The 26,707-nt window shown below is 64.8% G+C and carries 25 protein-coding genes; 16 read left to right on the plus strand and 9 right to left on the minus strand.

Going from position 1 to position 26,707, the window contains the following annotated elements; translation table 11 throughout:
- Nucleotides 1–8: 8 nt before the first annotated feature.
- Genes SBA_RS20690 through SBA_RS20755 form a run of 14 tightly spaced genes read left to right on the plus strand, consistent with a single transcriptional unit; the run spans nt 9 to nt 12,701 of the window.
- Entirely contained in the window at nt 9–758 is a 750-nt protein-coding gene (locus SBA_RS20690; protein WP_224549079.1) for an enoyl-CoA hydratase family protein, read from the plus strand.
- A complete protein-coding gene (locus tag SBA_RS20695; protein ID WP_261936816.1) occupies nt 758–1,912 on the plus strand; it encodes an acyl-CoA dehydrogenase in 1,155 nt (384 codons plus the stop codon). Before SBA_RS20690 ends, SBA_RS20695 begins: the two co-directional genes overlap by 1 nt.
- Nucleotides 1,913–1,923: 11 nt before the next feature.
- Complete coding sequence (locus SBA_RS20700) at nt 1,924–2,955, plus strand: acyl-CoA dehydrogenase family protein (RefSeq protein WP_261936817.1); 1,032 nt, start codon at nt 1,924–1,926, stop codon at nt 2,953–2,955.
- Nucleotides 2,948–4,099, plus strand: coding sequence for an acetyl-CoA C-acetyltransferase (locus SBA_RS20705; protein ID WP_224549082.1), 1,152 nt, complete (start codon nt 2,948–2,950; stop codon nt 4,097–4,099). The genes SBA_RS20700 and SBA_RS20705 overlap by 8 nt, the downstream gene beginning before the upstream one ends.
- A 1-nt stretch (nt 4,100) precedes the next feature.
- Nucleotides 4,101–4,724 (plus strand): phenylacetic acid degradation protein PaaY, encoded by a 624-nt coding sequence (locus SBA_RS20710; protein WP_261936818.1) that lies wholly within the window; start codon nt 4,101–4,103, stop codon nt 4,722–4,724.
- The gene (locus SBA_RS20715; protein ID WP_261936819.1) at nt 4,721–5,164 is read left to right on the plus strand and encodes a nuclear transport factor 2 family protein; all 444 of its coding nucleotides are present in this window, start codon (nt 4,721–4,723) and stop codon (nt 5,162–5,164) included. Before SBA_RS20710 ends, SBA_RS20715 begins: the two co-directional genes overlap by 4 nt.
- 2 nt (nt 5,165–5,166) lie before the next feature.
- Nucleotides 5,167–6,072, plus strand: a complete 906-nt coding sequence (locus SBA_RS20720) for an SDR family oxidoreductase (RefSeq protein ID WP_261936820.1) — start codon at nt 5,167–5,169, stop codon at nt 6,070–6,072.
- Nucleotides 6,072–7,148 (plus strand): acyl-CoA dehydrogenase family protein, encoded by a 1,077-nt coding sequence (locus tag SBA_RS20725; RefSeq protein WP_261936821.1) that lies wholly within the window; start codon nt 6,072–6,074, stop codon nt 7,146–7,148. Before SBA_RS20720 ends, SBA_RS20725 begins: the two co-directional genes overlap by 1 nt.
- Nucleotides 7,145–7,936 (plus strand): SDR family oxidoreductase, encoded by a 792-nt coding sequence (locus tag SBA_RS20730; protein ID WP_261936822.1) that lies wholly within the window; start codon nt 7,145–7,147, stop codon nt 7,934–7,936. Before SBA_RS20725 ends, SBA_RS20730 begins: the two co-directional genes overlap by 4 nt.
- Nucleotides 7,937–7,939: 3 nt before the next feature.
- Nucleotides 7,940–8,398 carry a MaoC family dehydratase gene (locus SBA_RS20735; protein WP_261936823.1) on the plus strand — a complete coding sequence of 153 codons (459 nt, stop codon included), beginning with the start codon at nt 7,940–7,942 and terminating at the stop codon, nt 8,396–8,398.
- A 3-nt stretch (nt 8,399–8,401) separates the two neighbouring features.
- Nucleotides 8,402–8,776 carry a steroid Delta-isomerase gene (locus tag SBA_RS20740; protein ID WP_261936824.1) on the plus strand — a complete coding sequence of 125 codons (375 nt, stop codon included), beginning with the start codon at nt 8,402–8,404 and terminating at the stop codon, nt 8,774–8,776.
- A 3-nt stretch (nt 8,777–8,779) separates the two neighbouring features.
- Nucleotides 8,780–9,982, plus strand: a complete 1,203-nt coding sequence (locus SBA_RS20745) for an acetyl-CoA C-acyltransferase (RefSeq protein ID WP_261936825.1) — start codon at nt 8,780–8,782, stop codon at nt 9,980–9,982.
- Nucleotides 9,982–11,148, plus strand: coding sequence for an acyl-CoA dehydrogenase family protein (locus tag SBA_RS20750; RefSeq protein WP_261936826.1), 1,167 nt, complete (start codon nt 9,982–9,984; stop codon nt 11,146–11,148). The genes SBA_RS20745 and SBA_RS20750 overlap by 1 nt, the downstream gene beginning before the upstream one ends.
- Nucleotides 11,145–12,701 carry a FadD3 family acyl-CoA ligase gene (locus tag SBA_RS20755; protein ID WP_261936827.1) on the plus strand — a complete coding sequence of 519 codons (1,557 nt, stop codon included), beginning with the start codon at nt 11,145–11,147 and terminating at the stop codon, nt 12,699–12,701. Before SBA_RS20750 ends, SBA_RS20755 begins: the two co-directional genes overlap by 4 nt.
- Nucleotides 12,702–12,734: 33 nt before the next feature.
- On the opposite strand, the gene SBA_RS20760 is transcribed toward SBA_RS20755, so the two are convergent.
- The 4 genes from SBA_RS20760 to SBA_RS20775 all read right to left on the minus strand — a co-directional run bounded on the left by SBA_RS20760 (nt 12,735) and on the right by SBA_RS20775 (nt 17,885).
- Nucleotides 12,735–13,808 (minus strand): DUF1214 domain-containing protein, encoded by a 1,074-nt coding sequence (locus SBA_RS20760; RefSeq protein ID WP_261936828.1) that lies wholly within the window; start codon nt 13,806–13,808, stop codon nt 12,735–12,737.
- Between the two features lie 10 nt (nt 13,809–13,818).
- Entirely contained in the window at nt 13,819–16,137 is a 2,319-nt protein-coding gene (locus tag SBA_RS20765; protein WP_261936829.1) for a TonB-dependent receptor, read from the minus strand.
- A 162-nt stretch (nt 16,138–16,299) separates the two neighbouring features.
- Complete coding sequence (locus SBA_RS20770) at nt 16,300–17,373, minus strand: alcohol dehydrogenase catalytic domain-containing protein (protein ID WP_261936830.1); 1,074 nt, start codon at nt 17,371–17,373, stop codon at nt 16,300–16,302.
- Nucleotides 17,370–17,885 carry a nuclear transport factor 2 family protein gene (locus SBA_RS20775; protein ID WP_261936831.1) on the minus strand — a complete coding sequence of 172 codons (516 nt, stop codon included), beginning with the start codon at nt 17,883–17,885 and terminating at the stop codon, nt 17,370–17,372. Before SBA_RS20775 ends, SBA_RS20770 begins: the two co-directional genes overlap by 4 nt.
- A gap of 125 nt (nt 17,886–18,010) precedes the next feature.
- On the opposite strand from SBA_RS20775, the gene SBA_RS20780 reads away from it, so the two are divergent.
- Together SBA_RS20780 and SBA_RS20785 are read left to right on the plus strand one after the other, a co-directional pair.
- Nucleotides 18,011–20,146, plus strand: a complete 2,136-nt coding sequence (locus tag SBA_RS20780; protein WP_261936832.1) for an oxidoreductase — start codon at nt 18,011–18,013, stop codon at nt 20,144–20,146.
- A 32-nt stretch (nt 20,147–20,178) separates the two neighbouring features.
- Entirely contained in the window at nt 20,179–20,949 is a 771-nt protein-coding gene (locus SBA_RS20785) for an SDR family NAD(P)-dependent oxidoreductase (RefSeq protein WP_261936833.1), read from the plus strand.
- A 37-nt stretch (nt 20,950–20,986) separates the two neighbouring features.
- Here SBA_RS20785 and SBA_RS20790 read toward each other — a convergent pair whose 3' ends face one another.
- The 5 genes from SBA_RS20790 to SBA_RS20810 form a co-directional block, all read right to left on the minus strand.
- Nucleotides 20,987–22,480 carry a flavin-containing monooxygenase gene (locus SBA_RS20790; protein ID WP_261936834.1) on the minus strand — a complete coding sequence of 498 codons (1,494 nt, stop codon included), beginning with the start codon at nt 22,478–22,480 and terminating at the stop codon, nt 20,987–20,989.
- 74 nt (nt 22,481–22,554) lie between these two features.
- On the minus strand, nt 22,555–24,021 hold the full coding sequence (locus SBA_RS20795; RefSeq protein ID WP_261936835.1) for an FAD-dependent oxidoreductase: 1,467 nt from the start codon (nt 24,019–24,021) through the stop codon (nt 22,555–22,557).
- Entirely contained in the window at nt 24,018–24,833 is an 816-nt protein-coding gene (locus SBA_RS20800; protein ID WP_261936836.1) for an SDR family NAD(P)-dependent oxidoreductase, read from the minus strand. The genes SBA_RS20795 and SBA_RS20800 overlap by 4 nt, the downstream gene beginning before the upstream one ends.
- Before the next feature lie 5 nt (nt 24,834–24,838).
- Complete coding sequence (locus SBA_RS20805; RefSeq protein ID WP_261936837.1) at nt 24,839–25,630, minus strand: SDR family NAD(P)-dependent oxidoreductase; 792 nt, start codon at nt 25,628–25,630, stop codon at nt 24,839–24,841.
- Between the two features lies 1 nt (nt 25,631).
- Nucleotides 25,632–26,705 (minus strand): alkene reductase, encoded by a 1,074-nt coding sequence (locus SBA_RS20810; protein WP_261936838.1) that lies wholly within the window; start codon nt 26,703–26,705, stop codon nt 25,632–25,634.
- Nucleotides 26,706–26,707: the final 2 nt, after the last annotated feature.

A 26,707-nucleotide genomic window follows, 5' to 3' on the forward strand; every position in this document is an offset into this window, starting at 1 on the left:
AGGATAAGATGCCGATCACATGCACCATCGAAAACCGGATCGCGGAAATTGTCTTCGATCATGCGCCGGTCAACGCCTTCGACAGCGCGACTTGGAACAGCCTGCCCAGGATCATCACCGATGCGGCGCGCAACGAGGACGTTCATTGCATCCTGATCCGCGCGGAGGGGCGCGGCTTTTGCGGCGGCGTCGATATCAAGGAGATGCAGGCCCACCCCGAGCGCATCCCGCACCTCAATCGCGGCAATTACCTGACCTTCAAGGCGATCCACGAAGCCGAAATTCCGGTCGTGGTCGCAGTCCACAAATTCGTGATCGGTGGCGGCATCGGCATTTGCGGCGCGTCCGACACGATCATCGCGGCGGAGGACGCCTATTTCTCGCTGCCGGAGATCGATCGCGGCGCGATGGGTGGGGCCAGCCACATGTCGCGCATGTTGCCGCTGCACAAGGTGCGCGCGGCCTTCTTCACCGGCGGCACTATCCCCGCGCAGGAAGCCTATCGCCTGGGCGCGGTAGAGAAGGTCGTGCCACGCGCCGATCTGGAAAGCGAAGCCCGCGCCTTCGCCGCGCTGATCGCGTCCAAGTCGCGCAAGGCGCTCGTGATCGCCAAGGAAGCATTGAACGGTCTGGAAGCCCGCGACGTCGACCGGGGCTATCGCTGGGAACAGGGCTTCACCTTGGAAATGTACATGCACGAGGACAGCCAGAAGGCGCGCGACGCCTTTGTCGACACGGGCAAGGCGGCCCGGTTCTGATGGACCTGACCTATACTCCCGAACAACAGGCGTTCCGGGCCGAGGCGCGCGCATGGCTGGAAGCCCATGTGCCCACCGCGACGCTGGAACATTTTGACGCAACGCGCGAAGGCTTTGAGGCCCATCGCGCATGGGAAAAGACGCTCAAGTCCGGCGACTGGGGCATGCTGACATGGCCGGTCGAATATGGCGGGCGCGGCCTCGACCTCATCCAATGGCTGATCTTCGAGGAGGAATATTATCGCGCTGGAGCGCCGGGTCGGGTCAACCAGAACGGCATCTTCCTCCTCGGCCCGACGCTGATCGAATATGGCACCCATGCGCAGAAACAGCGTTTCCTTCCCTCCATGGCGAGCGGCAAGGAAATCTGGGCGCAGGCCTGGTCCGAACCGCAGGCCGGGTCCGATCTGGCCGGCGTGCGGGCGACCTGCGTGGCCGACGGTGAGGATTATATCCTCAACGGCCACAAAATCTGGTCGAGCCGCGCTGTGTTCGCCGACTGGGCGTTCGGCCTGTTCCGCACGCCGGGGACGGAGCGGCACAAGGGGATGAGCCTCATCTTCTTCCCGCTCGACGCGCCGGGCGTGACCGTCAACGCGATCAAGAAGATCAACGGCCATGTCGGCTTTGCGGAAATCTTCCTAGAGAATGTGCGCGTCCCCGCCTTCAACCGTCTGGGTGACGAAGGCCAGGGCTGGCATATCTGCATGGCGACAGCGGGCTTCGAGCGCGGGCTGATGCTGCGCTCTCCTGCCCGCTATCAGGTCGCTGCGGCGAAGCTGGCCGCGCTGTGGCAAGCACATAAGGAAACGGCCGATCCCGCGCTGGAAGCCGATGTGGTGCGCGCGCACATGAACGCAGAGGCCTATGCGCTCAATATCTACCAGACCGCCTCGCGGCTCATGGCGGGGGCGAAGATCGGGCCGGAAGCCTCCACCAACAAGATTTTCTGGTCGGAGCTCGACATCCACCTGACCCAGACCGCGCTGTCCATCCTCGGCCCTGTCGCCGAACTGACGCAGGACGCGCCGGACGCCAATCCGGTCGATTGGATCGACGACCATATCTTCGCGCTTGCGGGCCCCATCTATGCCGGGTCGAACGAGATCCAGCGCAACATCATCGCCGAGCGGATGCTCGGCTTGCCGCGCTGAGGAGGGCGGACATGGATTTCACCCTCAGCGACGAACAGATGATGTTCGCGGAGACGGCGCGGACGCTCTTCGCCGATAGCTGCACGCCCGATCACTGGCGCAAGATGATGGAAGCGGGCGCCGCACACGACGATGCCCGTTGGGCGTCTATCGTCGAAACCGGCCTGAGTCTGATGCTGCTGCCCGAAAGCGCAGGCGGCATCGACCTGTCCGAAATCGACTTCACCCTGATCGCCCAGGAAGCGGGCTATGTCGCGCTCCCTGAGCCGCTGGTCGAAAGCGCGGGCGTCGCCGCGCCGATGCTGGCTGCGCTGGCGCCCGGTCATGCGGCGCTTGCTGATCCGCTCGCTACCATCGCCATCGCGCATCCGATCAATCCTTTCGTCGCCAATGCCGACAGCGCGGCGGCGATCCTGCTGGAGAAGGAGGGCGAGGCTTATCTCGTCACGCCCGATCAGGTGACGCTGACCGCGCAGGCAAGCATCGATCCCTTTCGCCGCCTGTTTCGCGTGGAATGGGACGCGGCCAACGCCACGCCGCTGGGCAAGGCAGACTGGGACTTGGCCCTCGACCGGGCGGCGCTGTTCAACGCCGCCATGGGCCTCGGTCTCGCACAGCGCGCGGTCGATCTGGCGGTCGACTATGCCAAGGAACGGCAGCAGTTCGGCAAACCCATCGGCAGCTATCAGGCGGTTAAGCATCATCTGGCTTCCGCACAGGTCGCGATCGAATTCGCCCGGCCTGTCGTCATGGCGGCGGCCGCGGAAATCGGCCATCGCGACATGCAGGCGCGCGCGCGCGTCAGCCATGCAAAGATCGTCGCGCTGGAAGCCGCCGACAAGGCCGCCCGCGCTTCGATCCAGGTGCATGGCGCCATGGGCTATAGCTGGGAGGTCGACGCCCACCTCTTCCTCAAACGCGCGCTGGCGCTGAGCCGGAATTGGGGCACGCCCGCCTTCCACCGCGCCCGCATCGCGCAGCGGCTGTTTACCCAGCCCAACGGCCCCGAGCAGACCTTCGCCAGAGAGAGCAAAAATGCCTGAAGCCTATATCATCGACGCCGTCCGCTCGCCCATTGGGCGTAAAAAGGGTAGCCTCGCGGGCGTCCACCCGGCCGACCTTGGCGCACATCCGATCCGGGAGCTGGTGAAGCGCACAGGCATCGATCCGGTTCTGGTCGATGATGTCGTCTGGGGCTGCTGCGACACGATCGGTCCGCAGGCAGGCGACATCGGCCGGACTGCATGGCTGGTGGCGGGTTTGCCGGAGGAAGTGCCGGGCGTTACCGTCGACCGCCAGTGCGGCTCCAGCCAGCAGGCCGTGCATTTCGCGGCGCAGGGCGTGATGAGCGGCACGCAGGATTTCGTTATCGCGGGCGGCAGTCAGGCGATGAACGCCATTCCGATCTCCGCCGCCATGTTCGCGGGGCAGGCCTATGGCTTCGACAGCCCTTTTCAGGGCGCGAAGGGCTGGGACGCCCGCTATGGCGGTGAGGAAGTGAACCAGATTCGCTCCGCCGAGATGATCGCGGAAAAATGGGGCATCAGCCGTGCGGCGATGGAAGCGTTCGCGCTTGCCTCCCACCAGCGCGCGCAGGCGGCCTGGGACAAGGGCTGGTTCGACAAGGAAATCGTGGCCCTGAACGGCTTGTCGAAGGACGAAACCATCCGCCCTGCCACCACATTGGAAGGACTGGCCGGTCTCAACCCGGTGCGCGATGGCGGCATCGTCACCGCCGGCGTCGCCAGCCAGAATTGCGACGCCGCGGCCGCACTGCTGATCGCCAGCGAACAGGCGGTGAAGGCGCATGGCCTCAAGCCCCGCGCCCGTATCCATCATCTCTCGGTGCGCGCCGCCAATCCGGTGTGGATGCTGACCGGCCCGATCCCGGCGACCCAATATGCGCTGAAGAAAGCGGGCATGTCGGTCAGCGACATCGACCTGTTCGAATGCAACGAAGCCTTCGCCAGCGTGCCCATGGCATGGATGAAGGAACTCGACATTCCCCATGAGAAGGTGAACGTACAGGGTGGCGCGATCGCACTCGGCCATCCGATCGGCGCAACCGGCGCCCGACTGATGACCACTCTGCTCAATGCCCTGGAGCGCACCGGCGGCCGCTATGGCCTTCAGACCATGTGCGAAGGCGGCGGACAGGCCAACGTCACCATCATCGAGCGGCTGTAATATGCCCTGCTACGCCTATCAGGGGATCGTTCCCGTGGTCGACCCGACCAGCTATGTCCATCCGCTGGCATCGCTGATCGGGGACGTGATCGTGGGTCCGGGCTGCTTCATTGCGCCCGGCGCGTCACTGCGCGGCGATTTCGGCCGGATTGTCGTGGAAGGCGACAGTAGCATTCAGGACAGCGTGACCGTCCATGCCAATCAGCTGCGTGACACGATCATCAGGCGTGGCGCGACCATTGCGCACGGATCGATCATCCATGGCTGCGAGGTCGGCGAAAATGCACTGATCGGTATGAATGCGGTGATCCTCGACAATGCGGTGATTGGGCCGGAAAATCTGGTTGCGGCCCTGAGCCTCGTAAAGTCCGACACGCACACACCGCCGCGCAGTCTGGTCGCGGGCAATCCGGCGAGAATCATCAAGAGCTTCGAACCGCATCAGGTCATATGGAAGAATGATGGCGAGGGCGAATATCAGAAACTCGCCCGCGCCGCGCTGACCGACCTCATCGAGGCGCAGCCGCTGGCCGCGCCCGAAGCGGGCCGGAGGCGCATCCGGTCGAACGCCATTGCCGTGCGCCTGACCGGGCCGACAGCCGCCTTGCGGGAGAAACAGGCATGAACGACGCCGCCATCGCCATTCCCAACCTGCTCTATCTTTATGCCGAGCTGATCGACGCGGCGGATTTCATCGGCGCGGCGCGGTTGTTTCGGCATGGCGCGGTGATCACCGGCGGCCAGCGGGTCGAAGGAGAGAAAGCCATCGCCGACATGTGGCGCAGCTGGATGCGCCTCTATGACGGCAAGCCGCGCACCCGGCATATCATCACCAACCCGATCATCCTGCTGAGCGGTGATGGGCAAAGCGCCACCAGCCGCTCGCAATGGACGGTGCTGCAGGCGACCGAGGACTATCCGCTCCAGCCGGTGGCGACGGGCCGCTATCACGACAGCTTTCAGCGGATCGACGGCCAATGGTGCTTTGCCGAACGCAATTATGCGCAGGTCGACCTCGCCGGCGACCTCAGCGCGCATCTTTTGAAATCTCTGAAGGACGCTTGACGATGGGTATCTGCGAAGGACGCGTGGCGATTGTGACGGGCGCTGGAAACGGGCTGGGCAAGGCCTATGCGCTGGGGCTGGCGGCGGAAGGCTGCAAGCTCGTCATCAATGACCTGGGCGTCGGCACCCATGGTGAGGCCGGCCTCACCAAAGGCGCCGCCGAACAGGTGGTGGATGAAATACGCGCCATGGGCGGCGAGGCGGTCGCCAATAGCGACGACGTTGCCGACTGGGACGCGGGCAAGCGCATGGTGGATGCTGCGCTCGACAATTTCGGGCGGCTGGACGCGGTCGTGAACAATGCGGGCTTCGTGCGCGACCGCATGTTCTTCACCTGCTCGCCCGAGGAGTGGGATGCGGTGATCCGCGTGCATCTGCGTGGCCATTTCTGCACCACGCGCCACGCAACGGAATATTGGCGGGCGCAGGCCAAGGCGGGCCATCCCGTCGACGCGCGTATCGTCAACACGACCAGTGGCGCGGGCTTGCAGGGATCGGTAGGCCAATCGGCCTATTCGGCCGCCAAGGGGGGCATCGCCGCTTTGACTCTGGTGCAGGCGGCGGAACTGGCGCGTCTGGGCGTTACCGCCAATGCGCTCGCGCCCAACGCCCGCACCCGCATGACCGATACAGGCGCCTTTGACATGGCGGTCGAGGATGGCGGCTTCGACGTCTTCGCCCCGGAGAACATGGCCCCGCTGGTCGCCTATCTGGTGTCGGAACAGTCGCAGGGCGTGACGGGGCAGGTCTTTGAACTGAAGGGCGGCACGATCTTCTTGTCGCAAGGCTGGACCGACAGCCCCGCCCATGACAAGGGCGCGCGCTTCGACGCGCGCGAACTGGACATCATCGTCCGCAAACTGGTCGCGACCCGCGAACCCGCCAAACCGGTGTACGGAGCCGCCTGATGGACTTCGCACTCAGCGACGACCAGCGCGCCATCCAGGAGGCCGCCCGCGACTTCCTGAACGACGCCGCCAATACCGACGCCGTCCGGGCCGCTGCGGAAAGCGCGACCGGCTTCGACGAAATGCTTTGGCGGGGTCTTGGCGAAATGGGTTTTGCCGGCCTGATGGTGCCGGAAAGCCATGGCGGGCTGGGGCTGGGCGCGGTGGAAATGGCGCTGGTTCTGGAAGAAATGGGCCGGTGCCTCGCGCCCGTTCCCTTTTTCGAAACAGCGGTTCTGGCGGTGCAGGCGGTGGTTGGCGCAGGCAAGGCGGGGCAGCTTGCGACGCTTCTTCCTCGTCTCGCGTCGGGCACGCGCGCCTGTTTCGCGGGAACAGCCGACCGCCCGACCCTTTCGGACAACCGGCTCACCGGCACCGCCCATTTCGTCACCTTCGCGCATGTGGCTGAGCTGATCGTCATCGCCACGGCGGATGACAGTCTGGTCGTGCTGGAAGCGGATATGCCGGGCCTGACCATCGAGCCCCTGCCCAGCCTGGACCGTACGCGCCGTTTTGCTACGCTGACTTTCGACTGCGCGATCACGCCGGACCAACTGCTGGGCGCGCCCGGCAGCGCCAAGGCCGCCATCGATCGCGTCCTGACCATCGGCGCGGGCCTGCTCGCCGCCGAGCAGGCGGGCGTGGCGCAATATAGCCTCGACGCCACGGTCGACTATGCCCGGCAGCGGGTGCAGTTCGGGCGGGCTATCGGCTCCTTCCAGGCTTATAAGCATATGCTGGCCGACATGATGCTTCTGATCGAAGCCTCTCGCTCCGCCGCTTATTATGCCGCCGCCGCCATCGACGAGGATGGCGCGGAACTGGCAGAAGCCTGCCATATTGCGCGCGAATATGTTTCCGATGCCTGCCGATCCGTCACCGGCGACGCGATCCAGTTGCATGGCGGGATCGGCTTTACCTGGGAACATCACGCCCACCTTTATTTCAAGCGCGCCCGTGCCACCGCGAACTGGCTGGGATCGCCCGACCAGCATCGCGAAGCGCTGGCCACCCTCCTCTTCAAGGACGTAGCATGACCCCGACTTCCCCCGTTCCGCCCTATCCCACGCCGCGCGGCCTGCTGACCGGCAAGACGGTGGTCGTCACCGCCGCGGCGGGCACCGGCATCGGTTTCGCCGTCGCCAAGCGCGCCGCCGAGGAGGGAGGCAAGCTGCTCATCAGCGATTTCCACGAACGCCGCCTGGGCGAAGCCGCCGACCGGATCGCCGATGAGGCGGGCGTGGAACGGCCAGCGACGTTCGTCTGCGACGTCACCGACGAACAGGCCGTGCAGGGCCTGCGCGACGCGTCGCTGGCCGCCTTGGGCCGGGTCGATGTCCTCATCAACAATGCGGGGCTGGGCGGCGAAGTCGATGTCGTCGATATGACCGACGACCAGTGGAACCGTGTGCTGGATGTGACGCTGACCAGCCTGTTCCGCATGACCCGCGCCTTCCTGCCATCCATGTACGCCGCAAAAACGGGCGTGATGGTCAATAATGCGTCGGTTCTGGGCTGGCGCGCGCAGAAGGGCCAGGCCCATTATGCCGCCGCCAAGGCTGGCGTCATGGCCTTCACCCGTTGCGCCGCGATCGAGGCGGCCGAACATGGCGTGCGCATCAACGCCGTCGCGCCCAGCCTTGCCATGCACCCCTTCCTCGCCAAGGTGACGACGCAGGAGGCGCTGGACCGGCTGGTCGAGAAAGAAGCCTTCAAACGCCCCGCCGAAGTGTGGGAGGTCGCCAATGTGATGATCTTCCTCGCCAGCGAACTGTCCTCCTACATGACTGGCGAAATCCTGCCCGTGTCGAGCCAGAAGGCCTGAGCCATGGCGGTCGTCTTCGAAACCCCGCGCGACCTGATCGGCAAGGACGGTACGATACTCGATGCCAGTGACTGGCTGACCGTCGATCAGGCCCGCATCGATGCCTTCGCGGCCTGCACCGGCGATCATCAGTGGATTCATGTCGATCCGGTTCGCGCCAAGGACGGCCCGTTCGGCGCGACCATCGCCCATGGCTATCTTACACTCAGCCTGGTCAACCTCTTCCTGCCGCAGATGATCGAGGTTCGGCGCTTCTCCGCCGGGGTCAATGTCGGCATGGACAAGACCCGCTTCCTTAGCCCCGTGCTGGTCGGATCGCGCATCCGTGGCACGGGCACGATCGTAGCGGTCGAGGAGGTCAAGGGCGCGATCCAGTCCACCGTCCGCGTCACCACAGAGATTGAAGGCAGCGACAAGCCCGCCTGCGTCATCGACACCATCAGCCGCTATTTTCCGGAGTAAGAGATGCCCGATCCCGCCAAAATGGAAGCCGCCGTCCACGCCTATGTCGCTGCGTTCGACGCGGGGAGCGCCGACCAGGCGGCCGCCCTGTTCGCGCAGGACGCAACGGTCGAAGATCCCGTCGGCAGCCCGCCGCACAAGGGCCGCGAAGCCATCCGCGCCTTTTACGCCGCCTCGATGCAGACCGGCGCAAAGCTGACGCTTGAAGGGCCGATCCGCATCACCGCCGACCATGCGGCCTTCGCCTTTTGCGTCAATCTCGCCTGGGAGGGGAAACAGCAGCGCGTCGACGTGATCGACACCTTCCGCTTCAACGAAGCCAATGAAGTCACCGAAATGCGCGCCTTTTTCGGCCCCACCAATATGCACGGATTTTAAGACATGCGCGAAGCAGCCATCATTTCTACCGCCCGCACCGGCGTGGGCAAAGCCTATCGCGGTGCCTTCAACGATACCGAAGCGCCGCGCATGGCGGCCCATGTCGTCGATGCCGCCATCGCCCGCGCCGGGATCGACCCCGCCCGTGTGGACGATGTCTATATGGGCTGCGCCAATCAGTGGAACACCCAGAGCTACAATATCGGCCGGTTGGCCGTGCATGGCTCGGTCCTGCCCGACACGGTGGCTGGCTTTGCAATGGACCGCAAATGCTCGTCGGGCCTCAATGCGCTGGCGTTCGCGGCGCGCGGCATCATCGCCGACGAAATCGACGTGGCGCTGGCCGGGGGCACGGAGAATGTCTCGCTGACCATCGACAAACATTATCCCAATTTCCGCAACCGGTCTGAATGGGTGAAGGTGCACGATCCCTATGCCTATATGGCGATGATCGAGACGGCGGAGATTGTCGCCGACCGCTATGGCGTCAGCCGCGAGGATCAGGATCACTTTGCCGCCCTGTCGCAGCAGCGTGCCGCCGCGGCGCAGCAAGCGGGCAGGTTCGACGCCGAAATCGTGCCGATTGCCCTGACCAAGGCGCTGTTCGACAAGGCAGGCCAGGAGACCGGCAAGGAAGAACTGGTGCTGTCGGCCGACGAAGGCATCCGCGCGGGCACGACCTATGAGAAGCTGTCCGAACTCAAGCCCGTCTTCAAAAATGGCGATGTCGTCAAGGAAGGCCGTCACATCACCGCCGGCAATGCCAGCCAGTTGTCCGACGGCGCCTCGGCCCAGGTCGTCATGGACCTGGCCACCGCGCAGAGGGAAGGCCTGCCGGTTCTGGGCATCTATCGCGGTTTCCAGGTCGCGGGTTGCGGCGCGGATGAAATGGGCATCGGCCCGGTGTTCGCCATCCCCAAGCTGCTGGACCGTGCAGGCCTGAAGATCGACGATATCGGCCTGTGGGAAATCAACGAAGCCTTTGCGAGCCAGGCGATTTACTGCCAGCGCAAACTGGGCATCGATCCCGAAAAGCTGAACGTCAATGGCGGCGGCATCGCCATCGGCCATCCCTTCGGCATGACCGGATCGCGACTGGTCGGTCATGCGCTGATCGAGGGCAAGCGACGCGGCCTGCGCTATGTCGTCGTGTCGATGTGCGTCGCGGGCGGCATGGGCGCGGCCGGACTGTTCGAGGTCGCCTGATGCAACTGGCCTTCGCCCCGGAACTCAAGGCTTTCCGTGCAGAAGCAGCCGACTGGCTGGACGATCAGCTTTCTGGCCCCTTCAAGGCCCTGCGCGGCCGGACCAGCCAGATGGATATGGTCGAGGAACGTCGCGCCTGGGAAGCGGCGCTGGGTGCGGCGCGCTGGAGCGTCGTCGGCTGGCCCGAACAATGGGGCGGACGCGGCGCCTCCATCGCGCAGCAGGTCATCTTCGCGGAGGAATATGCCCGCGCCAAGGCGCCGCCGCGCGTCGGCCATCTGGGCGTCGAACTGCTGGGACCGACATTATTGGCGCTGGGCAGTGAGGAGCAGAAGACGCGCTTCCTGCCCGATATCGCCCATGGCCGGGCGATCTGGTGCCAGGGCTATTCGGAACCGGGCGCGGGGTCCGACCTCGCCAACGTCAAGACGAAAGCCCGCCTTGAAAGCCATCGCTACATCATCGACGGCCAGAAGATCTGGACGTCGATGGGCATGATCGCCGACTGGTGTTTCGTGGTCGCCCGCACCGAGCCGGGCAGCGTCGGCAACAAGGGCCTGTCCTTCCTGCTGGTGCCGATGGACCAAGCCGGCGTAACGCCCCGCCCGATCCGCCAGATGACCGGCGAAGCGGAATTTGCCGAAGTCTTTTTCGACGGGGCGGAGGCGCTGGCGATCGACCGCATCGGCGCGGAAGGCGACGGCTGGAAGGTGGCGATGGCGCTGCTGGGGTTCGAACGCGGCGTATCGACGCTGGCGCAACAGATGCACTTTCGCAACGAACTGGACGATATTATCGCAGCGGCGAAGGCGAACGGCAAAGCCATCGATCCGCTGATCCGCCAGCGCATCGCCCATGCCCATGCCGGGCTGAAGATCATGCGCTACAGTAGCCTGCGCATGTTGTCCGACGAAGCCGGGCTGTCGGGCGCGGCCTACAGCTACAAGCTCTACTGGTCGCAATGGCACAAGGCGCTGGGCGAACTCGCCATGGACGTGTTGGGTCAGTCGGGCGAAATCGGCATCAGCGAAGAGCGTTTCGATGCTCTCACCAGCATGTATCTGATGAGCCGGTCCGACACCATCTATGCGGGCACGGACCAGATCCAGCGCAACATCATTTCCGAGCGCGGCCTCGGTTTGCCCAGGGAGCCGCGCGGCCAATGACCGAAATGATGGGCGCATGGCCCCACACCATCCCGCACGCGGCCAAGGCGGCGGCAGAGCGCTGGCCCGACCAGGCCGGCATCATCGAGGGCGACCGGCAATGGAGCTTCGCCGAGGTCTGGGCCGATGCGCGGGCCGCGGCCTCCGCCTTCCGCGCCAGCGGACTGCGCCATGGCGACCGCATCGCCCTCTGGGCGCCCAATGGCCGGACATGGATATTGGCGACACTGGGGGCGCAGAGCATCGGCGCGACCATCGTGCCGCTCAACACCCGCTTCAAGGGGCAGGAAGCCGCCGATATCCTGCGCCGGTCGAAAGCGAAACTGCTGTTCGTGCCGGAATTTTTTCTGGACACCGACTATCGCGCGCTGATCGCGGACGAGGATTTGCCTGATCTTGCGGAAGTGCTGCTGATCGACAGCGAATGGGACGCGTTCGTCGCGCGCGGCTGCGGTCCGGACGACGTGACGGTGGACGAAGCCCTATCCCACATCAGCGGCGATGACATCAGCGACATCATCTTCACCTCCGGCACCACCGGACGCCCCAAGGGCGTGCTGACGTCCCACGCCCAGGCGGTGCAGATTTTCGGCGACTGGGCCGTGCGCGTCGATCTGCGCGCAGGCGACCGCTATCTGGTGGTCAATCCCTTCTTCCACACCTTCGGCTACAAGGCGGGCTGGGTCGTCTGCTTCACCCGCGGTGCGACGATCGTGCCGATGGCGATGTTCGACGGCGCCGAAATGATCCGCCAGATCGAACAGAACCGTATCAGCTTCCTGCCCGGACCGCCCACCATCTACGTTACGCTGTTGCAGGAACTGGCCGGGGACAAGCCCCGCGACTTTTCCTCGCTGCGCGTCGCGGTGACGGGGGCGGCCCCGGTCGCACCCGCACTGGTGGAGCGGATGCGGCGCGAACTGGGCATGTCCAACATCGTCAACGGATATGGCATGACCGAATGCGGCGCCATCGCCATGACCCGGCAGGGCGACGATGCCGACACGGTCGCGCACACCTGTGGCTATCCGCTGCCAGGAACGGAGGTGCGCTGCGTCGATGAGGCGGGCCGCGACCTGCCGTCGGGCCAAGCGGGCGAGTTGTGGATCCGCGGCCCATCGGTGATGCAGGGCTATCTCGACGATCCCGCCGCTACCGCCGAAGCAATCGACGCGGACGGCTGGCTGCATACCGGCGACATCGGCACGATCGACGCGCGCGGCTATCTCGCCATCACCGATCGCAAGAAGGACATGTATATTTCCGGCGGCTTCAATTGCTATCCCGCCGAGATCGAAAGTCTGCTCGCCGCCCATCCGGCGATCGAGACGGCGGCGGTTATCGGTGTCCCCGACGAGCGATTGGGCGAAGTCGGCAAGGCCTTCGTCATACTACGCCCCGGCCACAGTGCAGAGGCCCGCGACATTATCGCTTGGGCGCGCGCCAGCATGGCCAATTACAAAGTACCTCGCCAGATCAGCTTCGTGGCGGCCCTGCCTCGCAATGCCGGCGGCAAGGTGCTGCGTATGGCGTTACGGGATTGGGAAGGCTGAAACCATCCCCGCGCGGGGCGGAAAGTCAGGACGTCAGAGCCGCACGACCCGGCATTGCGGCACCGGGAAATCCTCTGCCTCGATCCAGCGCCACAGCGCCGTGCCGCTGCGATGCCCCGACATGTCGATCCAGTTGCCATAGCCCGGATCGCTGTCGGCGCAGACCACGACCACCCGGCCGTCATCCTCATATTGCGCCTGCGACCCGTTGACCCAGACCTTGCGATGCACATGGTCGAGCGATTCCATCCACCAATTGTCGAGCTGGAAATTCCAGAAGCGACAGGGCGGCGGCGTGGCTTCGATCACCAGCGCTTCGCCGGGCGCCAGGTCGTAATAGAGATGGCCGTACCAGATTTTCGGGTCGCCGCCCGCGCGATAGAAGACCTGCTGGTCGCCATCGTAAATCCGGTTGGGCTGGCCCATGAACCATTGCGACCAGTCGGCGAAGGTGTTGGCGGTGCCGCGCACCCATTGCGCCGCGCCGCTCAGTTGCGCATCGATCGTTGCGGGGGTCAGCAACGCCGGCAGCGCAGGCCCATCACTGATCCGTTCGATCTGAATGTCAGCAGGCGTTTCCGCCTTCTTGTCGTTGAAGGTCTGGCGCACGATCAGCAGCGTGGTATCCTGCGTCATAGGCAACCAGTTGCCCGGCTTGGGCGTGGCGCTGGCGATGATCTCGAAACTGCCGTCCGGTTCCAGCACGACGTCGGCAAATTCGATCTCCCCGGTCGACGCCATCGTGCCGTCGATCGCGTAGCGGTTCGCCTTGGCGCCGATGCTGAGATAGGGGACGGTGCCGCGTTGGCCGCGGATGCGATAGTCACGATCCCCCCGCACCACCGCCTGCTGGTAGAGATTGTCGGGATTGTCCGCACCGATCTTGATGGCATCGTCGCACAGCAGGAACAGGCGCGGAAAGTCCGGGTCGCTGGAATCCACCAGCATGTTCAGTGCGGTGCGGGTGAGGCGGCTGAGATAACGCAGCCCCTCTGCCTGATCGAGCGGGGAGGCCGGCGCATCCGGGCGATCGAGTATCTCCCCCGCCTGCGCCAGTTGCGCGCAAAAGCTGCGCCAGCGATCCGCCAGCCTCACATCATCCGCCATATACCGCTCCTTAGAAGCTGACTTTCGCATCGACGCCGAAGGTGCGCGGCTTCTTGAACGATCCGGCTGCAAAACCGAGCGAGCCGAAGTCGATCGCGAAATCGAGATTCTTCTGGTTGGTCAGATTGTCGCCCCAGACGCCCAGTTCCAGCGTTCCGCTGCCCATAGCAATGTCCCCGAGTGACAGGCGCGCGCGCAGATTATGGTCGGGGCGCGACCGGGTTTCGACATTATACGGGTTCACCCGGTCCAGATTGTGGAAATAGACGGTGCTGCGATAGGCATAATCGACCCGCGCTGTCAGCTCGCCGATACCGACCGGCACCATATATTGGCCGCCGACATGGGCGTTGAACTTGGCGGTCTGGGGCATCCGCGCCTCGTCGGCGACATCAATGATCTGGTTGGTCGCCGGATCGCGGAACAGATAGCTCTTATATTTGGGATCGGTATAACCCAGCGATCCGTCGAAGGTCAGCCCCTCGGTCGGCGCCACGGTCAGTTCCGCCTCGACACCGCGGAAGCGGACCTGGCCCGCATTGACGATCAACGATGTTACGCCGCCGCTGCCGGCCGCGAACTGGTTGATCTGCTGATTGCTATAGTCGGTCTGGAATATCGCCAGATTGAGCCGCACGCGCCGGTCGAACAATTCGGACTTCAGGCCCGCTTCATAGGATTTCACATCTTCCGGCGCGAAGATATTGATGACCGCAGCCCGGGGATTGATGCCGCCCGAACGATAGCCCGACGATATCCGGACATAGGCCATGATCGCGGGCGTGAAACGGTAATTGATTGAACCCAACCACGACACATTGGTATAATCCACATGCCCCTTGAGGTTAGGAACGATGTCGCCCGCCAGCCTCAGCGTCTTACGGTCGCCGGTGAAGCGCGCACCGCCGGTAATCTCCATCCGGCCGTCCAGCGCAGCCGGCTTCCAGCTCATTTGCCCGAAGGCGGCCATGGATTCCGCCGTGCCGCCAAAAGCCTGCACCGGCGCCAGGTTGAGTCCCGCCTGCCCGCCTGGCAGTACGAAGGTCAGATTCTGCCGATTATATTCGGACGACTTTTCGTAGAAATAATAGAGGCCGGCGACATAGGACAGGTCGCCCATGCTGCCCAGCGCCTGAAATTCCTGACTGAACTGCCATTGCCGTTGCGGCGCGTTGTTGCCGTTGATCGGCGTCACGGCGCCGATCGAGGGCGCGAAGGTGACGGGATCGAGCACCACGCCATTTAGATAGCCGTTACCGCCCAGCGTCAGGATCGTGTCCTGGCTGAACTTGCGATAGGCGGTGATCGATTTGAGCGTCAGTTCGTCAATCGGTTCATATTGGATCGTCAGGCCGTGGCCCTGGATCTTGGCCCGCGCGTCGTAGCGCAGCTTGCCATCGCGATCGACGAAGCCGGCTTGCCGCACGTCGGTCTGCCGATCAGGTGAAACGAGGAAGGGGTCGCCGCCCAACGCCGCCGACTGGCCGAAATAATTTTTCACGTCATCGGTGGCATAGAGCATCTGGAAATAGGGTGCGGTGGCGCGCCGGTCATTATAGTCGAAACTGTAATTGATTGTGACCTTGCCCAGATCGGCCTGCACGCCCAGCATCAGCGCATCGGCATTGGTGGCGCCGGGGTCGCGACTGTCGCTCGTATAGACATTGTCGATATAACCATTGCGCTGGCGGTGCATCAGCGACAGCGACGCCTTGATCGGCGACCCGCCGATATAGCCGGTGTCGATCCGCGCCTTCGCGAACCATTCGCTGAAGCTGCCATAGCCCCCCTTGACGTCGATCTTCATCTCGTCGGCCGGTTTTTTCGACACGAGCTGGATCGCGCCGCCCACGGTATTGCGGCCGAACAAAGTTCCCTGCGGCCCGCGCAACACCTCGATCCGTTCCAGATCCACCAGATCGAACAGCGCGCCCGCCGACCGGGCGACATAGACGCCATCCAGATAGATGCCGACCCCCTGTTCCGCGACCGAGGACGGTTCCTGATTGCCGATGCCGCGAATATAGACCGACGCGGCCGTCGGGCTGGTCGATTGCTGCATGATCGACAGGTTGGGCGTGAATTGTGGGATCGACGTCACATCGACGATATTCTGCTTTTCCAGAAATTCACCCGCGAGCGCCGTCACCGCGACCGGCACGGTCTGCATCGATTCCGATGTCCGCCGCGCCGTGACGATGATGTCGCTCAGACCGCCACCCTCGGTCTCCTGTCCTTGCGGCGCCACGACCTGCGCCTGCGCCTGCGGCAATGCGGCGAGCATCCCGCCCAAAAGTGCGATCCTGCTGCATGATCCGAATATCGTCATTATCTCTCTCCCGGCATGAATGCGTCTAACGCGCACCGCATATGCGTCATCATTATTTATATGATCTACGCATATAGAGCATATAAAACGATATTATCAATATAATTCGCTCCATATTTCTCCTTGATGTGCGAGCAATTCCATAACAGGTGGCCGCCGCCCTCAGCGCATATGATCAAGCACCGCGCGCGTGACGGCGCCGGCCTTCAGCGCGGCAATGGCGTCCTCGACCTGCTCCAGCGGCCAGACATGACTGATCTGGTCGCGCAGGTTCAGGCGGCCCGTCCGCGCCTCCTCGATCAGCGTGGGATAATCGCGGCCGGGCCGCGCGCCGCCGTTCATGGTCGAGATGATCTCCCGCCCGCCCAACACGGCGTCGAGCGAAAGCCGCGCCTGCGTACCCGGCGCCGACAGGCCGATCAGCACCGTCCGCCCGCCACGCTTGGGACAATGAAGCGCCGCTTCGACCGCGCCGATCGCACCGCTACATTCGATCGCAACATCGATCGGACCATGCTGCACGGCCAGCGCTTGCGCCAACGCCATGCCATCCTGTCCCGGCTGTGCCACATGGAAATGGGCGGCGCCGAATTGTCGCGCGACGGCTTCCTTGGACGGGTTGCGATCGATCGCCAGCACCTCCGCCCCGGCGATCCGCGCGCCCTGCACCGCATTGACGCCGATGCCACCGATGCCGAACACCGCCACCCGGTCGCCCGCCTTGACCCTGCCGAGCACCCGCGCCGCGCAGGCCCCGGTAGACACAGCGCAGCCGATCAATGCCCCTTGTTCGGGCGGCAGATCGTGAATGGCGAACAATTGCCCCGCCTTGACCAGGATTTCGCCGGCGAAGGAGGAGACATTGGCGAAGGAAGCCACCGGCCGCCCCTCCCACAGAAAGGGCCAGTCGGGCACATAGCCCCAGGTCGTATCGCAATTATGCGGCTCGTCCCGCCCACATTCGCGGCACTGGCCACAGGGCGTCTGCGTCCCCACCGCGACCCGGTCGCCCACCGACCAGCCTTCGACGCCGGGGCCGACGTCCATCACCTCGCCCGCCGCCTCATGACCCAGCACCATCGGCGTGACCGCCTGCGGGATCGCCATCATGCCGATGTCGCTATGGCAGATGCCCGATCGCAACACGCGCACGCGCACCTCGCCCGGCCGGATCGGCCGCAGCGACAGGGCTTTGGTGATATGCAGCTGCGCGCCATCCCAGACCACGCCCCTCATCGCGCCGCCCCCGCCAGCAGCGCATAGGCCCAGGACGGATCCTCGCGATCGGCCCGGCCGTGCGGCGCATCCGCGCCCAATTGATCCATTGCCGCCTGATCCGCATCCCGGATCAGGCCATGGTCGAAAACCACGCTGCGATGGCTGAATTTCCACACGCCATCACGCCGTTCGTAGCGATCGAGATAACGGCCATAAACGATATAGTCGCGCGGTTCGGGGCCATGGCTGCGATGCCAGGCCTCGACATGATGCTCACCCTCGGCTCGGTCGCCATCAACGACAAACAGGCTGTTGGCGATGCTGTGGCGGGTCGCCTGCCATGGCGCCATCGCCTGGGGCAGCCAAGCGACGAAATCGTCCGGGCCACCCCGGAACATAGCCCCATGGTCGTCGATGGCATCGTCATGATAGAGGGACCGCACCAGCATGAAATCACGGCGGTCGCACCCCCGGCAATAGCGCATCAGCAGATCGCGCAGCGCCAATTGATCGAGCAGGGACTGGGACATCAAATCCTCCTTCCATCGCGGCACATGATACGCGATCAATTATATTTTATGTGGTACTACCGTATATAATCGTGATATATCGGCGTCAATAATACGCAAATAATGGATTTCAGGAGAGTCGATACATGGCCGCAGCCCCTGCCCTTTCCCGCCGTCCGGCCACGCTGCTGACGCCGGGCCGGATCGGTACGCTGAGCCTGCCCAACCGAATCATCGTCACCGCAATGGGGGTGAGTCTGGCCGAGCCGGACGGCACCGTCGGCCGGCGGCTTATCGACTATCATGTGGCGCAGGCGAAGGGCGGCGCGGGCCTGATCGTCACCGGGGTCGCTGGCGTCGCCTGGCCGGTCGGCGCGGTACAGCCCAGGCAGACCGCCATTTCCGACGACCGTTTCCTGCCCGGCCTCAAGCGACTGGTCGATGCGGTCCATGCCGCGGGCAGCCGCATCGCCACCCAATTGCATCATGGTGGCCTGGTCGCCACCCATAGCGCGGGCGAGGGTCATCCGCTGTGGGCGCCGGCCTATCCGCCGCCTTTCAAGGGCGACTTCCCCGATTATTTCCTGCCCGAGGAAATGGCCGCCTTCGCCGGCGGCAGCGTGCCGCAGATCAAGATACTAACGCGAGAAGATGTCTCGCTCGTTGTCCGCCAATTCGTACAAGGCGCCGCCCGCGCCAGAAAAGCGGGCTTCGACGGCGTCGAAATTCACGGCGCACATGGCTATCTCCTCTCCTCCTTCGTGTCGCCGTCGACCAACAATCGCGACGATGAATATGGCGGCAACCTGGCCGGGCGCGCGCGCCTGCTGCTGGAGGTGGTGCGCGCCGTCCGGACGGAGGTCGGCCCCGACTTTCCAATGTGGGTCAAGATCGATTCGCGCGAACTGGGCAAGGCGAACGGCATCACCCTGGACCTCGCCGTCGCGCTCGCGCCGATGGTGGAGGCCGCGGGCGCGGACGCCATCACCGTGTCCGCCTATCATGATGTCGGTCAGGGCAAGCTCCATTCCGCATCGAACATCCCGCACGAGCCCGCCGCGCATCTCGAAGCGGCGGCGGCGATCCGTGCAGCCGTCGCCATTCCCGTCATCGCGTCGGGCCGGGTCGAAATCGACCGGGGCGAGCGGGGGCTCGCGCAGGGCGAATTCGACTTCCTGGCCATGGGGCGCAAGCTGCTGGCCGACCCGGACCTGCCCGCCAAGCTGGCCGCCGGGCGGATCGCCGACATCCGGCCCTGCATCTACTGCTATACCTGCGTCAGCACCGCCTATCTGCGCGAGCAGGTGCGTTGCGCCGTACGTTCCGAAACGGGATACGAAGATCTCGACTGGACGCCCGCCAAGGCGCCGGGCCATGTCGTAATCATCGGTGGCGGGCCAGCAGGGATGGAGGCCGCGCGCCGGCTGGACCTGGCCGGCGCGAAGGTGACGCTGATCGAGAAATCCGACAGGTTGGGCGGCACGTTGCGGTTCGCGGCGCTGGCCTATGAACCCAATGAACGCTTGCTCGACTGGTTGCGGCATCAGGTCGGCCAGTCACAGATCGATGTCCGGCTGAAGACCGAGGCGACGCCGACGCTGATCGCCGCGCTCAAGCCCGACAAGATCATCGTCGCGACCGGCGCGGTGCGCGACATGCCGCCCATCCCCGGCCACGACCAGGATTTCGTCCTGTCGGGCGACGATCTGCGCGGGATGATGCTGGGCGAGGACAGCGCCGCGATCCGCCGCAAGACGAGCTGGTCGACGCGGATGGCGACCAAGCTGGGCGCGGCCACGGGCGCCACGGCCAATCTGGAACTGGTGCGCAAGGCGACCCATGCCTGGATGCCGCTTGGCAAGCGGGTGGTGATTATCGGCGGCGAGCTGGTCGGGCTGGAACTGGCGGAATTTCTGATGGAGCGGGGCCGCGACGTCACGATCGTGGGCGAAGCGCCGAAATTTGGCGGCGGCCTGCTGCTGGTGCGGCGGATGCGGCTGATCGCGGAACTGCGCGAACATGGCGTGGCGATGTTCCCCGGTGCGCGCGACATTCGCATCGGCCGGAAGGACGTCGTCTTCGCCGCGTCGGACGGCACGATGCAGGGCATCGCAGCCGACCATGTCGTCGTGGCGATGGGCGCCCATGGCGACTCCACCCTGGCCGATGCGCTGCGCGCGCAGGGCCATGAGGTGGTGGAAATCGGCGACGGCACCGGCGTCACCTATATCGAAGGCGCGATGCGGGGTGCGGCGGAAGCCGTCGCTGCCATGGGCCGCTGAACTTTTTCAACGACAGGTACGGGAGAGACGGGATGGGACAGATGTTCCCTCAAGGCGCCGCCATGATCTTCGGCGGCAGCGGCGGCATCGGCAAGGGCGTCGCGATCGAATTCGCCAAGGCGGGGACAGACGTCGCCATCTGCTATCGATCCAAGGAGGCGGTGGCGCAGGAGACGGCGCAGGCGATCGAGGCGCTTGGCGTCAAGGCGACCATCCACCAGACCGACGTGCGCGACGCAGCATCCGTCGAAGCTGTCGTCGCCGCAGCCGCCGCCGCGCACGGCCGCATCCACAGCGTTGTCTGGGGCGCGGGACCGCTGGTGTCGCAAACCGCCCTCGCCGACTGGTCCCAGGACCAGTTCCGGCAAGCGATGGAGGTAGAAGTATTCGGCTTCTATCATGCCGCCCGCGCGCTCATCCCGCATATGCGCGAACAGGGGGGCGGCGCCTTCGTCCATCTGGGGTCGGCCGGCCATGACTGGTGGCCCAAGCTCGACGGCCTGTCGGTCGCGCCCAAGGCCGCCAATGAAGCGCTGATCAAGGGCATCGCCAAGGAAGAGGGCAAATATGAGATCCGCGCCAATTCGGTACTGGTCGGCGTAATCGACGCGGGCATGTTCCACGAACTGAGTGCCCAGGGCGTGTTCGACGCGGCCTGGGTCACGGAGACGCAGAAGCTGCTGTGTCTCAAGCGCTGGGGACAGGCGGAAGATATCGGTCAGGCCGCCGTCTTCTTCGCCTCCGATCGTGCGCGCTATGTGACCGGGCAGACCATCTCCGTATCCGGCGGCTTCGGCGTCTGAACTAGCGGGGGCGGTTGCGCCCGCCCCCGCCGCTTCCTCATTCCGCTGCTTCCGTCGAAGCGCCCAGCACATAGTCTGCCATCACTGGCGCCGCCATCGCTTCCGCAAAGGCCTGATAGCTCCACGGCCAGCTCGCGGGCACGCCGGTCTTGTCCAGATACCAGCTGCTGCACCCCGATCCGAAGATGGTGGTCTGCGCGGCGGCGATCCGCCGGGCCTCATAGGCGGCATGGGCCTGCGCGCTTGGCTCGACCGTCTCCGCGTCGCCGCGACGCAGCAGGTCGAGCAACTGGTCGATATAGGCCCATTGCCGTTCGGCAATGTCGATCAGCGAGAAATTGCCGACCGGCCCGGTTGGGCCGTTAAGCATGAAGAAATTGGGGAAGCCCGGGATCGTCACCGCATAATAAGCGGTGGGCCGCACCGACCAGGCATCGTCCAGCGACAGCCCGTTCCGGCCCGTCACCCTCGTCGGGCGGATGAAGCGATCGGCATGGAAGCCGGTGGCCAGGATCAGCGTATCGAGCGGTTGCAACCGGCCGTCGGCGAGCCTGACCCCTTCGGGTTCGACGCGCACGATCCGTTCGCGCTCCACCGCCACATTGGACTGCTGCACGGCGTCATAATAGCACCAGCTATAGATCAGCCGCTTGCACGCGGCGCGGTAATCCGGCCGCAATTTTTCCCGCAATGCGGGATCGCGCACGCTATTTTCCAAATTGTCGAGGCATAGTTGCTCGATCGCCGCAATCTCCGGCCCATGGGTGTCGGTGATCGCCTGCGTAAAGCGATAGATGGAGTCCCAATAATCCTGGTTGTTTCGGATTGCGTCGATCAGCGCCGGATCACGGCGGAAGGCCTCCCGTTCCTCCTCGCTATAGTCGAATTGCGGCACCGGCATGATCCATTGCGGCGAGCGCTGGAAATGCACCAGCCTGGCCGCGCGCGAATGGAGCGCGGTGATGATCTGGACCCCGGTCGATCCATTGCCGACCACGCCGACGCGGGCATCGTCCAGCGGCACATCGTCGCGCCAGCGCGCGCTGTGCAATATCGTGCCCGCAAAATCGTCCAGCCCTTCGATATCCGGCATTTTGGGATGGTGCAGCACGCCCGACGCGGCGATGACCACGTCCGCGCTCGTCGACTCCCCACTCGAAAGGCCCAGATGCCAGCAGGCCTGGCTTTCATTCCAGACGCACGACACGACCTCCGCACCGAATCGGACATGCGGCATGATCCCGTATTTCTCGGCTGTGCGCTCGAAATAGGTCTGTATCTCCGCCCCCTTGGCATAGAAGGCCCGCCATTCGGCATAGGGTTCGAAACTATAGGTATAGGCATGGGCCGGCACGTCGCAGGTCAGGCCCGGATAGCGATTTTCGCGCCAGGTGCCGCCCAGCCCGTCCGCCTTTTCATAAAGGGTGAAGCGCTCGCCTGCCTGATTCAGACGGATCGCGGCCAATATGCCGGCCATGCCGGCCCCGATGACGGCAAAGCGAAGACCGTTGCGGGCCTGATCGATGGACAAGTCACTCTCCTGTCGGTTGTATCACTGACAGGGATGATGGCCCAGCAGCCGGCGCGCGACATCGGCCAAACGGACTAGGCGCGTTCCAAAGCCGCCTTCCGCCCCGCCCGCCGCCCGAAATAGGTGCAATCGGCGAGGCTGAGGCCCGAACTATAGCCATGTCCCCAGGCGGGCAGGCCCGATGTGCAGCGCCCGGCCGCGAACAGGCCAGGAATGGCCATGCCGGCGCGATCGAGCACTTCGCCGTCGGTGGATGTCCGCAGACCGCCCAGGGTGAAGAAGCTGAAATAGCTGTTCTGGAAATGCAGCTCCAGCGCGATGAACGGCCCCTGGTCGAGCGGCGTCAGGATCGGCGGCCGCTTGTGGAATACAGGATCGCGCCCCTCCCGCGCATGGGCGTTGTAGAAGGCCATGGTCGCGCTCAGCGTATCGGGCGCCATCTCCAATTCGGCCTCGACCTCCTCCCAACTGTCGCCCGTCCCGGCAATGCCGATCCCCGCCATGTCGAGCGGCTGGGAAAAATGCGCATTGTCGAGCAGCAGATAGACCCGGTCGCCCAGTTGATCGACCGCCTGGCGGCTGACCCGGCCATGATAGCAATCCTCGTTGATGAACCGTTGCCCGGCTTGGTTGACGAAAACGCCAAAGGCATGGGATTCGGGCATCGTCCAGGGGCAGGTGGTGAAGAACTGCTCCATATGGATCGCATCGCCGCCCGCGCCCACGCCCAGTTCGATGCCGGAACCGTCATCCTGATCGCCGATCGGACTGTTGATGCGGAAGGTTTCTGGGCAATAGCGCCGCCGCATCGCCTCGTTCATCACGAAACCGCCGGTACACAGGATGACGCCGCGGGCCACCTTCACGAAGCGGATCGCATTGTCGATCCGCAGCACAGCGCCGACGATCCGATCCTCGTCCTGCACCAGCGCCACGGCGCGGGCATCGGTCACGACCGACACGCCCAGGGCCCGCGCGCGACCTTCCAGCAGGTCGACCAACGGCCGGCCGCCACCCCAGCCATTATGCTGGATCACATGGCCGCGCGGCGCTGGTTTCGCCATGTCGCAAAAGGGGTAGGCCGCCTCGCTGCCCGACCAGATTAGTGTGGAATCGTCGGTCGGCTCGATATGCTTGCCGGGCAGGTAATTGCCGCGATAGGGAATGCCCTGCATCTTGAGCCAGGCGAAATGCGCCAGCGACTCCTGCGCGTAGAGATCGCATTTGGCGTTATCGGCGCACGGGCCGCCAGCCGCCTTCAGATAGGCGGCCATGTCCTCGGTCCTGTCCGCAAACCCGGCTGTACGCTGCGCATCCGTCCCGCCACTACCGCCGATATAGATTTCCCCACCCGACAGTGCGGACGCGCCGCCGCTGCCCGATCCGCGTTCGAACAGCATGACGCGCGCGCGCCCCTCCGCCGCCTCGATCGCGGCGCAGGCTCCCGCCGCACCGAAGCCGATCACCGCTACGTCCGTCTCATAGTCCCATCGCTCGACCTTGCTGGCGGGGTAAGGGCGATGCAGCGAGATGTCGATCATGAGAAATAGGCTCCACCATTCACGGTGAGGATGCTCCCGGTCGCAAAGCTGCCATCCGCGCCTGCGAGAAAGGCGACCGCGCCCGCAATCTCGTCCGGCTGGGCCAGCCTTTTCATCAGGCTGTCGGCGGCGATCGCCTGTTTCAGTTCGGCTGGCAGACCGGCGTAGATCGGCGTTTCGGTCGCGCCCGGATTGACCGCATTGACGCGAATGCCCCGGTCGGCCAGTTCGCGCGCCATCGCCCGCGTCATACCCAGCACCGCCGCCTTGGCGGCGCAATAGGGGATGGGGCCGTCGCCCTTCACGCCCGCCGTCGATCCGATATTGACGATAGCACCACCCTGCCCCTGTTCCGCCATCAGCCGGACCGCCGCGCGGCTGCATTTGAACGTACCGTCCAGCGTCACGCTCAAGACGCCGGTCCAGCCTTCATCCTCGCAATAGAGTGTCTGGTCGATGAAGATGTCCGGCGCCTCACCCCGCGCGATCTGGCCGCTGCGTTCGGCCTGGGCGGCATAGTAACGATCCATGCCGTCGCCGGCCGCGCTGCCTCGTCCGGCATTGTTCACCAGAACGTCGACGCCGCCGAATGCCGCCTTCACGGCAACGAAGGCCCGATCGACCGATGCCGTATCGGCGACATCGCAGGCGATGCCGATATGCGGCGCGGGCAGGACGGCGGCTGCCGCCCCTTCGTCCAGATCGAGCACGGCCACCCGCGCGCCCTCCGCCGCCAGCCGCTGCGCGATGGCCGCGCCGATCCCCTGCGCGCCGCCGGTGACGACCGCACGCTTGCCCTTGAGCCTCTCCATAGTCCTCAATCCTCGACTTCGGGGCGCCAGGCGACGCCGTTGATATGACCGCCGCCATCGACGAACAATGTATTGCCCGTGGTGTAGCCACCGCCCTCGCTCGCCAGGAAGACCGCGACCGGCCCGACATCCTGCGCCGCATCGCCAAAGCGGCCTACCGGCACCTGCTGCAGGATCGCCTGCGCCATGGCCGGATTGGCGGCGAAATAATCCTGCGCCTGCGGGCTGGATACAGAGGGGCAGATGATGTTGCAGGTTATGCCGTGCGGCCCCCATTCGACCGCCGCCGTGCGGGTCAGCGCGCGCACCGCTTCCTTGCTGGCGTTATAGGCCGCCGTGAACATATGGGCGTTCACGCCATTCAGTGAGCCCAGATTGATGACGCGGCCATAGCCCTGCGCCTTCATGATCGGAAAGGCGGCGCGCATCGCGCGGAATACGGCCCAGTAATTGAGATCGAAGGCGGCGGCCATCTCTTCATCGCTGTGCTTCTCCAGCCGTCTTGGGAAACTGCCGCCCGCATTATTGACCAGGATGTCGAGGCGCCCAAGTTGTTCGGCGGCATCCTCGACCATCTGCCTGACATCGTCCGCACTGGTCACATCCACGGCGACGCCGAGCGCGCGCACGCCATATTGATCGCGCAGCCAGGTCGCCTCGCGCTCCGCTTCCTCGCCGCGGCGTTGAGCAATGACGATGGCTGCGCCTGCCTGCGCCAGCGCACGGGCGATACCCTGGCCCACGCCCTGCCCGCCACCTGTGACCAGCGCCGTGCGCCCTTCGAGCAATTGGCCCATTTTAATCTCCCAGCGCCGGATAGTCGGTATAGCCGCGGCGATCGTCGCCATGGCCGGTGTAGAAACTGCTGCGGTCCGCTTTCGCCAGCGGCGCGCCGGTGCGGAAGCGAGCTACCAGATCGGGATTGGCGATGAAGGCATAACCAAAGGACATAGCGTCGGCCTTGCCCTCGGCCAGCAGGACGCGCGCCTTGTCGGGCGTCAGCGCGCCATTTTCAATGATCGGTCCGCTCCAGTGGGCGCGAACCAGTTCCAGCGAATCCTGTCCATCCAGCGGGATATGGATCAGGTGCACATAGGCCAGTTCCAGACCATCTACCGCCTTCAGCAGCGTCGCATAGGTTTCATGCGGATCGACGTCCGCCATGCCGTTGAGCGTGATACCCGGACAGATGCGAAAGCCGACCCGCCCCGATCCGATCGCATCCGCCAAAGCGGTCAGCGTCTCCACGACGAAGCGCACGCGATTCTCGACCGATCCACCGTAGCGGTCCGCACGCTGATTGCTGTTCGAAGACAGGAACTGCATCGGCAGATAGCCGCTGGCGCAATGAAGTTCCACGCCATCCATCCCGGCCCGAATCGCATTGCGGGCGGCCGTCACATAGTCCGCGATGACGCCTGCGATCTCATGCGTCTCGAGCGCGCGAGGCATGTCGGTTGCCTGCGGCACCCCGTCCGGTCCGGGAATTGGGTCCGGGCAGGGAATGGCGGATGGCGCGACCGTCTCCGCCCCTGCATCCTTGTTGGCGCGCACGCTCGCCCGGCCGCAATGCATCAATTGCATGACGATCCGTCCGCCTTCATCATGGACCGCCTGCGCCACCGCCCGCCAACCATCGACCTGGGCTTCGCTATGGATGCCGGGTGTGCGCCAATAGCCTTTGCCCGACGGCGATGGCTGCGTCCCTTCGGTCACGATCAAGCCGGCCCCGGCGCGCTGGCGATAATAGTCCGCCATAACCGGCGTCGGCTCATCCTGCGGCCCGGCCCGATCGCGCGTCATCGGCGCCATCACGATGCGGTTCGCCAATTCCAGGTCGCCCAGCCGCACCGGCGAGAATATGTCGCTCATTC

The sequence above is a fragment of the Sphingomonas bisphenolicum genome, from assembly GCF_024349785.1.
Lineage (GTDB): Bacteria > Pseudomonadota > Alphaproteobacteria > Sphingomonadales > Sphingomonadaceae > Sphingobium > Sphingobium bisphenolicum.

Excerpts from the sequence above, each read along its gene's own strand:
- SBA_RS20690 (WP_224549079.1), top strand. The coding sequence starts at position 9 with ATGCCGATCACATGCACCATCGAAAACCGGATCGCGGAAATTGTCTTC.
- SBA_RS20695 (WP_261936816.1), top strand. The coding sequence starts at position 758 with ATGGACCTGACCTATACTCCCGAACAACAGGCGTTCCGGGCCGAGGCG.
- SBA_RS20700 (WP_261936817.1), top strand. The coding sequence starts at position 1,924 with ATGGATTTCACCCTCAGCGACGAACAGATGATGTTCGCGGAGACGGCG.
- SBA_RS20705 (WP_224549082.1), top strand. The coding sequence starts at position 2,948 with ATGCCTGAAGCCTATATCATCGACGCCGTCCGCTCGCCCATTGGGCGT.
- SBA_RS20710 (WP_261936818.1), top strand. The coding sequence starts at position 4,101 with ATGCCCTGCTACGCCTATCAGGGGATCGTTCCCGTGGTCGACCCGACC.
- SBA_RS20715 (WP_261936819.1), top strand. The coding sequence starts at position 4,721 with ATGAACGACGCCGCCATCGCCATTCCCAACCTGCTCTATCTTTATGCC.
- SBA_RS20720 (WP_261936820.1), top strand. The coding sequence starts at position 5,167 with ATGGGTATCTGCGAAGGACGCGTGGCGATTGTGACGGGCGCTGGAAAC.
- SBA_RS20725 (WP_261936821.1), top strand. The coding sequence starts at position 6,072 with ATGGACTTCGCACTCAGCGACGACCAGCGCGCCATCCAGGAGGCCGCC.
- SBA_RS20730 (WP_261936822.1), top strand. The coding sequence starts at position 7,145 with ATGACCCCGACTTCCCCCGTTCCGCCCTATCCCACGCCGCGCGGCCTG.
- SBA_RS20735 (WP_261936823.1), top strand. The coding sequence starts at position 7,940 with ATGGCGGTCGTCTTCGAAACCCCGCGCGACCTGATCGGCAAGGACGGT.
- SBA_RS20740 (WP_261936824.1), top strand. The coding sequence starts at position 8,402 with ATGCCCGATCCCGCCAAAATGGAAGCCGCCGTCCACGCCTATGTCGCT.
- SBA_RS20745 (WP_261936825.1), top strand. The coding sequence starts at position 8,780 with ATGCGCGAAGCAGCCATCATTTCTACCGCCCGCACCGGCGTGGGCAAA.
- SBA_RS20750 (WP_261936826.1), top strand. The coding sequence starts at position 9,982 with ATGCAACTGGCCTTCGCCCCGGAACTCAAGGCTTTCCGTGCAGAAGCA.
- SBA_RS20755 (WP_261936827.1), top strand. The coding sequence starts at position 11,145 with ATGACCGAAATGATGGGCGCATGGCCCCACACCATCCCGCACGCGGCC.
- SBA_RS20760 (WP_261936828.1), bottom strand. The coding sequence starts at position 13,808 with ATGGCGGATGATGTGAGGCTGGCGGATCGCTGGCGCAGCTTTTGCGCG.
- SBA_RS20765 (WP_261936829.1), bottom strand. The coding sequence starts at position 16,137 with ATGACGATATTCGGATCATGCAGCAGGATCGCACTTTTGGGCGGGATG.
- SBA_RS20770 (WP_261936830.1), bottom strand. The coding sequence starts at position 17,373 with ATGAGGGGCGTGGTCTGGGATGGCGCGCAGCTGCATATCACCAAAGCC.
- SBA_RS20775 (WP_261936831.1), bottom strand. The coding sequence starts at position 17,885 with ATGTCCCAGTCCCTGCTCGATCAATTGGCGCTGCGCGATCTGCTGATG.
- SBA_RS20780 (WP_261936832.1), top strand. The coding sequence starts at position 18,011 with ATGGCCGCAGCCCCTGCCCTTTCCCGCCGTCCGGCCACGCTGCTGACG.
- SBA_RS20785 (WP_261936833.1), top strand. The coding sequence starts at position 20,179 with ATGGGACAGATGTTCCCTCAAGGCGCCGCCATGATCTTCGGCGGCAGC.
- SBA_RS20795 (WP_261936835.1), bottom strand. The coding sequence starts at position 24,021 with ATGATCGACATCTCGCTGCATCGCCCTTACCCCGCCAGCAAGGTCGAG.
- SBA_RS20800 (WP_261936836.1), bottom strand. The coding sequence starts at position 24,833 with ATGGAGAGGCTCAAGGGCAAGCGTGCGGTCGTCACCGGCGGCGCGCAG.
- SBA_RS20805 (WP_261936837.1), bottom strand. The coding sequence starts at position 25,630 with ATGGGCCAATTGCTCGAAGGGCGCACGGCGCTGGTCACAGGTGGCGGG.
- SBA_RS20810 (WP_261936838.1), bottom strand. The coding sequence starts at position 26,705 with ATGAGCGACATATTCTCGCCGGTGCGGCTGGGCGACCTGGAATTGGCG.